The organism is Paenibacillus sp. FSL M7-0656 (genome assembly GCF_038003225.1).
In the GTDB taxonomy this organism is placed as follows: Bacteria; Bacillota; Bacilli; order Paenibacillales; family Paenibacillaceae; genus Paenibacillus; species Paenibacillus amylolyticus.
This window is the reverse complement of record NZ_JBBOOT010000001.1, coordinates 5,644,395-5,657,123: the sequence shown is the minus strand read 5'-3', so window position 1 is coordinate 5,657,123 and position 12,729 is coordinate 5,644,395. Positions and strand designations below refer to the sequence as shown.

Here is a 12,729-nt window from a genome sequence, read left to right as displayed (position 1 = left end):
CCGGTCTGAAATGACAAAGATATAAAAGGTTATTGTCCAAACCATTGATCGCGATACTGACTCGGGGTAACTCCCTCCTGTTTCTTGAAGATCCGATTAAAATAACTGTGCTGATATCCCACAGCCGCTGCAACATCATTGATTTTCATCGTTGTCTCCCGCAACAATTGCTTCGCCGCATCCATTCTCACACGTGTCAAATAATCAATAAAGTTGATGCCCGATACCTGTTTGAAAGCCTTACTCAGTGCATAGGGTGTCATCTGCTCCTCGTCAGCACAATTCTCCAGCGAAATGTCGCTGCGGTAATGTGTATCGATATACAACATCGTTCGTTCCACCACCAGTTTCAGCGGTTCCTGCGATCGTACCTCAACCTCTTGTATATAAGGTATGAGTACCTCATTCATCATCCATTGCTTCATCTGTACAGGTTCACGAATACCGGATAGTTGCTCATACATGTTGTAACCACCAAACAGCTTATAAGGTGTGACACCCGTTTGCAACATCATGTGCTGAATGCTGCCAAGCAATTGAAGCATCATCTGTTGCACCTGAAATTCGGTACTGCCCGTCCGCGTAATCTCACTCATGAATTGTTCCAGCACACGTTCCGCTTCGGCTTGTTTGCCCAGCCTGACCGCCTGTAACAATTCCCTTTCCAGCCCAAGCGGATAGGAAGCTGCTTCATTTCTGCTGAAACACGCCTCATCCTCCAGATCGAGAATCTGACTTCCTTCCTCCACACTGCGATAAGCCACGGCCTGTTCCATCTCGACGAATCGTCCGGGCAGTTCCTGTAGTGAAGCTGCCGGGCGACTGACCATCAAGGTCACCTTCATTTTGAGCGTACGTCCAATGACCTCCACCAGTTCCCGTCCCCATAACAGCGCTTGTGACTTCACAGGTTCGTCCTGGGGAGCGATCACAAGCATGGCGGAAGACAGGTCATGAAAGTTCATGACACTGATCTGCCTGAAATAATTTTTCGCAACTTCCTGTGTAATATTCACTGCTGCAAAGGTGACTAATCCCGTGTCCTGGCTTCCAAATCTGCCTTGCAGCTGCTCGTACCCCGTAAAATACATCTGCACCAACAAAAACTGCTGGCCCTCCAACTCAAATCCCAGATGACGCATCCGCTGCTGAAGATCCTGCTCGTTATAGGCATATAGATGCCCCTGTACAAGTTGTAAGACAAAACTGTCGCGCAGATGGGGAAGCTGCTCCTGCAATTGGCGATGTGCCGTGACATTGCGGGAGGTCAATTCGTTCCACTGTTGCTCCAGTAGCTTAAACTCGTCCAGCTTGGCATCCGTTGGTGTTGTTTCGTTTCTGCCAGGCGTAAGCAGATGCAGCATCCGTGCTACAGGCGAATAGATGCGGCGGGAAGCAAACCAGGATAACAATAATCCCAGGATGAGACTGCCTGCACTCGCAATGACGATGATTTTGGATACCAGTTTGACTGGCGAAGTGACTGAGGTCAAAGGTGCTGCGGACACGTAAGTCCAGTCTGAATCGATCCGGCTCAATGAACCGTATGAGACAGAATAGGTCTGATCCTCATATCGGAACAGGAATGAGCGGCTGTCCGCATGCAGGGCTACTTCTTCTTTTAGCTGCTGCTCAAAAGCAGAAGTCTCTCCCGCCGTTCCCGGATTCCCGGTAACCAGTGTGTTTCCTTCCTGATCCATAAGGAACGTTAAACCTTCGTCATACGGAGTAAGCGTTTTCAATAAACTGGCGACTTTCTCGTTATCCAGCGTGATGATCAGTGCACCAAACGGATTAATGCTCTCCCCCGGTATCTTATGTACTAGAACAAGTGCATTGCCTGCATCCGTATGCAGTGGACTATCGTTGGTCGAAGGTTCGGTATCACTGTTGATGCTGGAAACCCAATCTGTCCAGTACACGTGGTTCCCCATGGAAAGGTATCGATCATAGGCTTGTACTTTCGCTTCATCGTTCAATTCGGTATAATCCCGATTAAACAAGATTGGCTTCGGTTCCTGCAAATACAGCTGTGCTGACTTGATCAGTGGATGGGAACCTTGTAATACGTATAAGGTAGTCACAATCTCCTGCGTCTCATTAAAATAATACACAAAATCCAGCGTTCGCAGTGCATTGCCAAACCTCGGTTCAAAAGCCCAATGGGATAAGTTCATCTCCAGATAAGCCAGCTGGTCATCCACATTACGTGCCCGGTTCTCAATCTGGTTCTGGTGCATCTGATTGAACTCGGATTCCATCCGGCCAACAACCTGTTGATACATGACGATACCTGTGATTAGTCCGGGAATGCTGGCAATGAGTAAAATAAGCATGAGGCTGTTCCGATAAAATCGTCCTTTATGCCTTCCAGCCTTCAAATCGGATAACCGCTTGAATCTGCCAAATATTCGATCGCTCCTAGTCGGTTCCATCGTTGCTCACCTGCCTGCTTGCATCGAGTCTGACTGTCATGGAAACTTCCTCAACTCCCCTGAGAATATATGGATGAAATCCTTTTCTTGTATTATACGCACAATCCTCAGGTGAATGAAACGATCTGTAACCGATCATTTTTTTAACCAATGTTTTATTAACATGACAAAATGGATTACAATGAGATATAGCAAACATGAAGGAGGCCTTTTTAATGAAAGAACAGACTTATTTTGAACAAAATAGAGAAAAACACCTGGCAGAACTGAATGAATGGTTGTCCATTCCAAGTATCTCTGCCATTTCAGAGCATAAAGAGGATATTAATCGTGCAGCACAATGGGCAGCAGATGCGCTCACACGTGCAGGCATGGAAAACGTAGAGGTCATTCAAACGGCTGGACATCCGATTGTCTATGCAGATCACCTGCATGCACCCGGCAAACCAACGGCTCTGATCTATGGACACTATGATGTACAACCTGTTGATCCGCTTAACCTGTGGGAGACACCTCCTTTTGAACCTACCGTTCGTGATGGCAAGCTGTATGCCCGTGGTGCAACGGATGACAAAGGACAGATCTTCCTACATATCAAGGCAGTTGAAGCCATTCTCGCCGAAAACAAGGAACTTCCAGTTAATATCAAGTTCTGTATCGAAGGCGAAGAGGAAATCTCCAGCCCGAACTTGCCCATCTATCTGAATGAACATACAGACAAGCTGCGTGCAGACATGATACTGATCTCGGATACGTCCTTGCTTGAAAAAGGTAAGCCGGCGATCTCTACAGGCCTGCGCGGCCTTTGCTCGCTTCACGTAGATCTGAACACAGCCAATACCGACTTGCACTCCGGTTCATTTGGTGGTGGTGTACCTAACGCACTGCACGCACTCGTATCACTGCTCGCTTCGTTGCATGATGAGCAAGGCCGTGTAAGTGTAGATGGTTTCTACGACGGCGTACTGCCACTGTCTCCTGAGATGAGAGAAGAATTTGTGAAACAAGGCTTCAATGAAGAACAGCTTCGTCAAGACCTTGGGCTGGAGCAATTGTACGGCGAAGAAGGTTACTCGTTCGTGGAACGTGTTGGCGCTCGTCCAACATTGGAACTGAATGGCGTATGGGGTGGTTTCCAAGGCGAAGGCAGCAAAACGGTTATTCCGAAGGAAGCTCATGCCAAAATCACCTGCCGCCTCGTGGCGGATCAAGATCCACAACATGTATTGGATCGTATCGAAGCACATCTGCGCGCTAACGTTCAACCGGGTGCAACATTGCATGTGAAACAGATCGAGAAAGCTTTTGCTTTCAATACCGATCCTTCCAATCCAATTCTGCAAAAAGCAGCAGACGCGTATGAGCACGTGTATGGCGTTCGTGCCCTCTTTACCAAAGATGGCGGCTCCATTCCGATTGTTGAGAAGCTCTCACGTGTACTCGAAATCCCTGCTGTTATGATGGGCTTTGGCTTGCCGGATGAGAACCTGCATGCACCGAACGAGCACTTCAACCTGGAGAACTTTGATAAAGGGTTGTTGACGATTGTTCAATTTCTGAAGAGTTTGTAATCATCGTGTTTAAAACCAGTTCATGAGAGCGTGCTGAGTGGACGTTCCGGGGCCGAATCGTTCTTTAGATCGCTGTTATCGTCGGATTTTTTGGATTCCCCTTCTCAAAGGGTAAAATCCGACGATAAAGGCGAACGCTCCGCTTCTTCAGAATCGATTTCGTCCCCTTCACTACGTTGCAGCTTCTCGCATGACTGATTTTAGGATTGAGCCTAACTATTGAATGGTTAGTGTAATGGGGAGAACAAAATGACGGCCTTCGGGTCGTTTTTTTGATTTATTTTGTTTTTTTGTTTTTTTGATTTTGTTTCTTGTTTCTTTGGTTCTTTGGTTCTTGTTTCTTTGGTGAAATTGTAGTTTTTTTGATGGTTGCTTTTTATGATGGAGACGATGGAGGCTTACTTTTAAAAAGGTTAGTGTATTAGTGATAACAACATGGTAGCCCTATAGGCCGTTTCTTTGATTTTGTCTCGATCGTTACGTTGTAGCTTTATCATGGTGCTTTAGAGGGTTGGGTCTCACTTTGATGGGTTAGTGTGATAGATTACCTTAAGGATGGGCTACTGAACACTTTTTCGATTTTTTTCTCGATAACTTCGTTATCATTGTTCCTATGACTGATTTTATAGACGAGGTCTCGGTTTTAATGGTTTAGTGTATGGGAGATAACATACGCGACCTTATAGTCTTTTTTGATTCGGTCTCCTTCACTAGGTTTCAGCTTTTACAGCGGTTGCTTTATTGTGACTGGTTTTAGACGACGGCTAACTTTTAAGGGTTTTGATAGAGATAACTCAAGCGTTGGCCTTTGGAGTTTTGTTTGAATCGATTGATATTCAGTACTTAGAATGAACCTTATGGAGTATGATGTGGATCGGGTAACGAAGATGTTGATAGCTAAAGGGGTTTTGTGGATGGGAGGGTCTTTCGGGATTCCTGCGTTTTGACTTGCTTATGTTCAGCGACTTCGGCGCGGGACTTTTGCCATGAGTGTTTACCTGCTGTTGCGCCCCGGCAAGCTAATCCAAAATGATGAGGTGAATGTTGTGTCTACTTCTCACCTGACCAAAAATGCGCTGGCTCACTCGCTTAAATCACTGATGGAGCATACTCCATTGAACAAGATTACGGTCAAACATCTGGTTGATCATTGCGGCGTGAACAGGCAAACCTTTTATTATCATTTTCAGGATATTTACGCGCTACTTGGGTGGATCTATCAGACTGAAGCGGTGGAGAGTCTTACGGAGTACCGAAGCTACAGCACATGGACGGACGGATTCTATAAAATCTTTTGTTACATCGAGAACAACAAAACGTTCTGCTGCAACACACTCAACTCGCTCGGGCGTACCCACCTGGATGTATACCTCTATGAAGTAACCCATGATCTGATCATGGGTGTTATTGATGAGCTGGCCTGTGGGATTAAGGTCTGCGGTGAAGACAAAGAGTTTGTCGCCAACTTTTATACCCTGGCTTTCACCGGGCTGATCATTCAATGGATGAGGGGCAACATGCAAGAACCGCCAAAACAGATTATTGAGAAGCTCAGTGAGCTAATCGAAGGCAATGTCCTGAGAGCACTGCACAGGTATGAGAATAAGCTGCCATCCACTTAAGGATGCGCGGCTTTTTTCACATGTGATCTATGCCTAGGTTTTAGACACTTTACTACAAGTGACCAAAAATTGGACATTCCCTTTCTTTTGATCATACCTTACGGAACCTGCAAGGTTTACATTAGGGATGTGATTACAGTAACTTTTGGAGGCGAATGATCGTGAAGAAAGAACATGGTAATAAACAGGTCTATTTTGTAGGCGGCGGCATTGCATCTTTGGCGGGTGCAACTTATCTGGTTAGAGATTGTGGCTTTCCTGGAGAACACATTCACATTATCGAAGAAATGCCGATTCTCGGCGGCAGCAATGACGGTGCTGGTAATCCCGATCAAGGATATATCATCCGTGGCGGACGGATGCTCAATGACGAGGCCTATGAGAATCTATGGGAGCTGCTGGCTTCCATCCCTTCCATCGACCGTCCGGGCATATCTGTCCGACAGGAAATCACCGAATTTGACGATGCCAATCCCACACATTCCAATGCGCGGCTCATCAACCGTGACGGCAAGGTCGAAGATGTGCTCTCCATGGGTTTTGATATGGCGGACCGGTTGGCGATGGGCAAACTGATTATTACTCCTGAAGACACGCTGGGTAAATTGCGAATCAACGACTGGTTTGGCCCTCATTTTTTCAAAACAAACTTCTGGTATATGTGGGCGACCACCTTCGCTTTCCAGCCTTGGCATAGCGCCGTGGAATTCAAAAGATACATGCTTCGCTTTCTTCACGAATTCCCAAGAATTCAAACGCTGGAAGGTGTCACCCGCACACCGTTCAACCAATATGACTCGATTATCCTGCCATTGCATAACTACCTGGAGCCGTTTGGCGTAGATTTCACGCTGAAATGTACGGTTACCGATCTGGATTTCAAAGACGGAGACGGCATTACGGTAAGTCGGATGCATGTGCTCAGGGAAGGTGAAGAGGAAGTCATTGACATCCTCGAAGGTGATCTCGTCATTGTCACAAACGGTTCGATGACCGAAGGGGCCGATATCGGCTCCATGACTTCCGCACCGAAACTGAACGGCAAGGGCAGCTCATGGAAGCTGTGGGAGAACATTGCCGCCAAGAAACCGTTGCTGGGCAATCCTTCTTCATTTAATGATCATGTGGATGAGTCCAAATGGGAATCGTTTACGGCCACCTTCCAGGATTCGGTCTTCTTTGATCTGATGGAGAAATTCACACGCAACCGGGCAGGTACCGGTGCTCTGGTTACTTTCAAGGATTCCAGCTGGTTCATGTCTGTCGTTCTAGCCTTTCAACCGCACTTTCGCGGTCAGCCGGAGCATGTCAACGTATTCTGGGGATACGGATTATACCCGGATAACGTGGGCGATTACGTGAAGAAAAGAATGTGCGACTGTACAGGGGAAGAGATTATGCAGGAGTTGATCGGCCATCTTCATTTTCAGGAACATCAAGAGGACATCATGGCTACCGCCAACTGCATTCCTTGCATGATGCCATACATTACAGCGCAATTCATGCCTAGACTAAACAGCGACAGACCAAAGGTTGTACCTGAAGGCTCCACCAATCTGGCCTTTATCAGCCAATTCTGCGAGATTCCCGATGACGTGGTATTCACAGAAGAATATTCGGTCCGAGCAGCACGAATCGCCGTCTACACTCTTCTCGGAGAGAACCGGCCAATTGAGCCGATCAATAAGTATCAGTATGATGTTCGGACGCTGTTCAGTAGTTTTGTGACTTCGTTTAGATAATTGCTTTTCATGAGGATTCAGACATTAGATGAATGAAGGAATGTTGGATGGATCTGTGGATGGGGATAGATCTTTGGAGATATCTATAGAATTCGGTGAGTAACTTTGTGATCTTTAGGAAGCTTTGTTATCTTAATTCTACGGATAGTGCCAAGTTAGTAAGATATGAGTTACTACATGAGTTAGCTTCAGAAGCTTGCATCCCCGTTGAACGAGTTAATGAGTGAATATGGTTGTTGCTAAACTGAAGAGTCGTTGTATAAAGAAAATAGAGAGAGTTCCGTCAGCTATGACAGGACTCTCTCTTTCGTTTACTCGTGTACTATCTAAGTCCAACCCATAGCTTTCATCGAGATTGCCAACTGTCGTCTAAAGAACCTCACAAACCTTATTACTTAAAATTTCGCAGGTTTGAAAATCTAACGAATCGTAGACACTTTATTTGTGCTTTAGACATGTTTAAGTAACGAAATATCGTTAAATTCCATTAAATAGCGTGTCTGAGATTCGTTACATTTTCTATGACTGCCAAATCATTGGAGTAAGGCTTCACAGATTCGTTAGCGCTACGCGGCCTACGGAGAAAACTACTTATGAGAATAGAATCGTAGTGAAATGTTGTTTTCGAGATCCTAGTTCATTCTTTCTTGAGACTTAACTTATAACTCTTCCTAGTTACTCATGTATACTCATGTGGTTGTTCTTATTGTTCTTATTATTCTTGGTGTTACTTTTCATTTTTTCGTTGATACTCATCCCTTATGAATGCCACATATTATACTCTTCCTACTCACGCCGCTTATTACAGCCTACATATCACACTTCGTTTATGTGCGGAATGTTGTGAACTTCAGCATGTGCACAAGCTTGGATAAATGTGTGATCTCCTGCTGGACTCCAGCGGTGTCCGTACCTGCCATTGCCTGGTTTGCTCGGAGCGTTCTGCGCGTGTTCAGCATACCTTCGATCAGTTTCATAACCGTGTTGCGTCCACGATGATCAACAATCATATACTTTTTGCGTGCATCCAGCTCTACCCATACGATGTTGCTGAATGATGTGAACAGATGCCTGCGGTACAGCTCCATATCGGTCTCATTGTAATGCTCGCCATAAAAGGCATAATATCCGTGTATGTGCAACTTCTCCGCCAACACTGTGATGAACGGATCATGTTCGAGCATAGCGTTACGTTCCATGTTTCACGCCTCCGTTATGCGTGATCCGCAGATCCCGTCTTTTTGAGATCTATTTTAACATATTGTGCAAGGTGTTGCCTCTACACAGATAAAAGCCAAGTTTTAACTCCGAAGACTAATTCATCACAAATGAGAGTTATTAGCACGATACTAATTTTCTAAATCTAATATGACTCGCCGATCCGTCTGCCCTTCACCCACACACCCTCAATATCCAACTCCGCATTCAGCAAAACGATATCTGCCTGCTTGCCTTGAGCCAGGGAACCTGTCCGGTGATCAATGCCCAGCAGGCGTGCCGGGGTCAGACTTGCTGCACGTGATGCAGCGTTCAGGCTCAAGCCCACTTCCTGTACCAGGTAACGGAAACCACGTATCATCGTCAGCGTGCTTCCCGCCAGTGCGCCGCCGTCCTTCAGTCTGGCCTCCCCATGCTTCACGATTACGGGCAGATCGCCGATCTTGTATTCCCCATCATCCAGTCCCGTAGCAGACATGGCATCCGTGATCAACACGAGTTGATCATCATGTTGCTTCAGCTGAGCCAAGATTGAGATCGCCGCAGGATGCACGTGAATTCCGTCGGCAATCACCTCAGCACTGATACGTGGATCACTCAGCACGGCTCCGGCAGCCCCGGGTAGCCGGTGATGCAGCGGTGTCATGGCATTGAACGTATGTACTGCATGATGTAGTCCTGCCTCAACTGCCCGCTCCACCTCTTCATAGGTCGCATCCGTGTGACCGAGTGCCGCTGTAATCCGTTGTTCTCGCAGCCATGAAATGACTTCCAGCGCGCCTTCACGTTCCGGTGCCAACGTAACTTGACGGATCAGGCCAGGATATTGCTTCTCCCATGCTTCGAGCCAGGATACATCAGGCAGTATGATATGTTCCGGATTTTGCGCACCAGGCCATTTCGGACTGAAAAATGGACCTTCCAGATGTACGCCCTCAAGCTGTGCATATGGCATTTCACCGGAACGGTAGCGGTCCACTTCAGCAAGTACGCTGTCCAGTCGCTCTTTCGGAGCCGTCATGGAAGTTGCAAGCATCGCTGTTGTTCCCTGCGTACTATGAAAAGAAGAGATCTTGTCCAGCACCTCCGGGCTTGCGTCCATAAAGTCTTCTCCGTTCCCACCATGCACATGGATATCAATGAATCCAGGCACAATGAGGCCGCGTTCCGGTACAGACAGCGGCAAAGCCTCTCTTCGAATCTGTTCGGGCAGACCTTCAGGTAACCCAGCATAGAGGATTTTCTCATCCCTCCAAGCTAATACACCGTCTTCCAATATCTCATTTGAAAGGAGCAGCTTGCCCCGAAGAAGAGAAATATTTTCATCACGCTGGCTCCCAGGTTCATGGCTATTCGCTCCGGTCATCTCACCAGCCTCCCTGCTGCACGGTCCAGCAGTACCACCACATTTGGATGACATTGCAAAAGCGATGCAGGACAGGCCGTTGTGATTGGGCCCATAAAAGCTTCGCGAATAATCTCGGCTTTTTCCTCGCCACGGGCAATGAGCAGAATCTGTTTGGCTTTCAAAATGGTACCGACACCCATTGTAATCGCCTGAGCCGGAACTTCATCAATGCTGTCAAAGAAGCGTGCGTTTGCCTTTCTCGTCTCGTCTTTCAGATCCACGACATGTGTTCGTCCTGTAAGTTCAGTTCCCGGTTCATTGAAGCCAATATGACCATTATGTCCGATGCCCAGCAGTTGAAGGTCTACCGGGCCACGATCGTCCAGCCTTTGTTCATAGGAATTACATTCCTGTTCCAGATCGGCAGCCTGACCATCAGGCACTTGCGTTCTAGTAATATCTATATCGATATGATTGAATAATTGTTCGTTCATGAAACTGCGGTAACTTTCACGATGTTCTGTTGGAAGTCCGACATACTCATCGAGATTAAAAGAAGAAGCCTGTGAGAAGCTGACAAGCCCCTTCTGATATAGCGTGATAAGCTGTTTATATATGCCTACAGGAGAACTTCCTGTCGCAAGCCCCAATACAGCCCGTGGTTTGGTCTGCAACAAGCTAGAAATGAGGCCAGCACCTGTGGCGTTCAAATCTTCTTCATTTTCAAAAATGCGTATATTCATCTTCATCTGTCAGGCACCTCCGTTGTGTTGGACTCGATAAGATTGCACATTGTGATAGGATTGTTCCAGTCTGGGGATAAAACGGTCGAAGTCGGCACTTACCATGCCTGTGAACAAAATATCGACCACATGCAGGAGTGCAATACGGGAAGCCATATCTCCACGCCTCATGCCTTCTTCCAGAGAGGACGTAAAGAGTGGGATATCGGATACAGTTGCAAGCTTGTTACTGCCATAGGAAGTCAGTGAAATCGTAGAAGCTCCGGCCTGTTTGGCACAATGCAGGGCATCGATGGTCTCTGGTGTTTCGCCTGAATAGGATACGGCCATCGCCACATCTCCCTCGGCGAGCGAAGATGCGGATGTAATCTGCATGTGTGAGTCGGAGAAAGCCGTACAGCTCTTGCCGATCCGCACCAGTTTCTGATAGAAATCCTGTGTAACAATCGAAGAGGTGGCCACACCGTACAGGTCGATGCGGCGAGCCTGGCACAATAATTGAACGGCTTGCTCCAATCTGCCCAAATCCAGCAAACGGGTGGTATCTGCAATAGACGCGAGGTGGTTGGCTTCGATAGCTTCAACAATTTTGGATAGTGAATTGCCCGCTACAATATCCTGATACGCCGTTTCATCAGATGCGTGGGACAATTCTGCAGCGAGTTTCATTTTGAAATCGGGAAAACCTTTGAAATGAAACGACTTGCAAAAGCGGGTCACCGTCGCCGCACTTGTGCCACTCTGCTCTGCCAGATGACTAATCGTCCAGCCGGGAATGTCCGATGGAGATTGCATAATGACTTCGGCAATACGTCGCTCCTGAGACGGAAGGTTATTCAGTTCTTGCTGCAACGCACGTAATATGGCTGCCATGAGGACCTCGCTTTATGAAAATTATTTTTATTTATTTTTAATAAATTAAGAAAATTATTTTTATAACTTTATTCTAATCAAGACGACCCTGCAAATCAAGAGGAATTTAACATGACTTTTGCAATATCAAAAGAAGGAGCAATTCAATGAATCGAAGACAACGGAAAAAGTTCATTCCTTCCACCTGGATTATTGCAACCAAACAAACAGAAGCACATGCCTATTATGCCCTTTATGCTATTGACTGGAAACGCGGAGGTCGGTTGAGTTGGGAGGGCTGGAATCAGCTCGAAGACCTGCTGCAATTTCATATTCCGATCAAACGAAAAGCCGGAGGCCGAAAATCTTCTTCCCAGCCTGCCGCCAAAATTGCGAAAAGAGCACTCCATCTTCATCTAAACGAAGCACAGTTTGAGCAGCTGGAGCAGCTTTTTTATCAGCCTTTATCGAAGAAAAGATGGAGGATGTTCACTCAAATGAATAGGAATCTATAAGTGATATAAATTCGGTTATTTCATTTTTCACTCTAAAACAAAAAAAGCCTCTCCCCTTCTTTGGATAAAAGAATAGGAAAGACTTTCGCGGTACAACGATTCAATTCATTTTGATTCAATTTAACTCAAGTTAACTCGTTCTAACTGATGCCATCATATCGTTTTAAGAACTTACTGGCTAAGCTGGGGACAGTCATGTGATGAACCGATTGATTTTCAATCTCCTCCGCCAGATCGTCATCTGTTAGAGAAACAAAGAACGTAATGTCTGCTTTTGCTTGTCCATATCGGGCAAAAACGTCATCTGCTGTCTCATTTACAACTTTGGCGATGATTCGAATGATCTCATCTTTATACTCCTGAACTTCTTCTGTTACATACAACAATCGGCTGATGTGGTTAAAGTGCGTATCCTCGCCATATTGATATTCGGAGCAGCCCCATCTGTAATAGATCTCGTCCTCCTCACTATCACATAGCCCTTGCTCTTTCATACTCACAATATGCCCAGCAAGGGATTCCTCTGTATTTACCGCCATGAACAGCGTTACCCAATCACTGTCCGTTCCAAATGCACAAGCATATACTTCCTCATCCTGAACCTTAGCCAGCGTTTGTTCTAGATCGGGCAGAAAACCCGCACGAAAATGGTCTTCAAATTCATTTAAGAAAAGGTCCATTTA

The 12,729-nt window shown here is 46.4% G+C and carries 10 protein-coding genes; 4 read left to right on the top strand and 6 right to left on the bottom strand.

What is annotated here, in order from left to right:
• Positions 1-29: 29 nt before the first annotated feature.
• On the bottom strand, positions 30-2,435 hold the full coding sequence (locus MHI01_RS24925) for an AraC family transcriptional regulator (protein WP_340984341.1): 2,406 nt from the start codon (positions 2,433-2,435) through the stop codon (positions 30-32).
• 215 nt (positions 2,436-2,650) lie between these two features.
• On the opposite strand from MHI01_RS24925, the gene MHI01_RS24920 reads away from it, so the two are divergent.
• The 3 genes from MHI01_RS24920 (at position 2,651) to MHI01_RS24910 (ending at position 7,370) form a co-directional block, all read left to right on the top strand.
• Complete coding sequence (locus tag MHI01_RS24920) at positions 2,651-4,006, top strand: dipeptidase (RefSeq protein ID WP_076329046.1); 1,356 nt, start codon at positions 2,651-2,653, stop codon at positions 4,004-4,006.
• Between the two features lie 1,046 nt (positions 4,007-5,052).
• Entirely contained in the window at positions 5,053-5,628 is a 576-nt protein-coding gene (locus MHI01_RS24915; protein ID WP_340984340.1) for a TetR/AcrR family transcriptional regulator, read from the top strand.
• A 155-nt stretch (positions 5,629-5,783) separates the two neighbouring features.
• Positions 5,784-7,370, top strand: a complete 1,587-nt coding sequence (locus MHI01_RS24910) for an oleate hydratase (RefSeq protein ID WP_340984339.1) — start codon at positions 5,784-5,786, stop codon at positions 7,368-7,370.
• An 827-nt stretch (positions 7,371-8,197) separates the two neighbouring features.
• Here the strand turns inward: MHI01_RS24910 and MHI01_RS24905 are convergent.
• From MHI01_RS24905 to MHI01_RS24890, 4 genes are all read right to left on the bottom strand, one after another.
• Positions 8,198-8,569 (bottom strand): hypothetical protein, encoded by a 372-nt coding sequence (locus MHI01_RS24905; RefSeq protein WP_047841215.1) that lies wholly within the window; start codon positions 8,567-8,569, stop codon positions 8,198-8,200.
• A 164-nt stretch (positions 8,570-8,733) separates the two neighbouring features.
• A complete protein-coding gene (gene nagA / locus MHI01_RS24900; protein WP_340984338.1) occupies positions 8,734-9,954 on the bottom strand; it encodes an N-acetylglucosamine-6-phosphate deacetylase in 1,221 nt (406 codons plus the stop codon).
• Entirely contained in the window at positions 9,951-10,679 is a 729-nt protein-coding gene (nagB, locus tag MHI01_RS24895) for a glucosamine-6-phosphate deaminase (RefSeq protein ID WP_047841345.1), read from the bottom strand. The genes nagA and nagB overlap by 4 nt, the downstream gene beginning before the upstream one ends.
• Positions 10,680-10,688: 9 nt before the next feature.
• Complete coding sequence (locus tag MHI01_RS24890; RefSeq protein ID WP_076211241.1) at positions 10,689-11,552, bottom strand: MurR/RpiR family transcriptional regulator; 864 nt, start codon at positions 11,550-11,552, stop codon at positions 10,689-10,691.
• Between the two features lie 146 nt (positions 11,553-11,698).
• On the opposite strand from MHI01_RS24890, the gene MHI01_RS24885 reads away from it, so the two are divergent.
• Positions 11,699-12,046 (top strand): hypothetical protein, encoded by a 348-nt coding sequence (locus tag MHI01_RS24885; RefSeq protein WP_340984336.1) that lies wholly within the window; start codon positions 11,699-11,701, stop codon positions 12,044-12,046.
• Between the two features lie 140 nt (positions 12,047-12,186).
• Here MHI01_RS24885 and MHI01_RS24880 read toward each other — a convergent pair whose 3' ends face one another.
• Complete coding sequence (locus tag MHI01_RS24880; RefSeq protein WP_340984335.1) at positions 12,187-12,726, bottom strand: DUF4303 domain-containing protein; 540 nt, start codon at positions 12,724-12,726, stop codon at positions 12,187-12,189.
• Positions 12,727-12,729 lie beyond the last annotated feature (3 nt).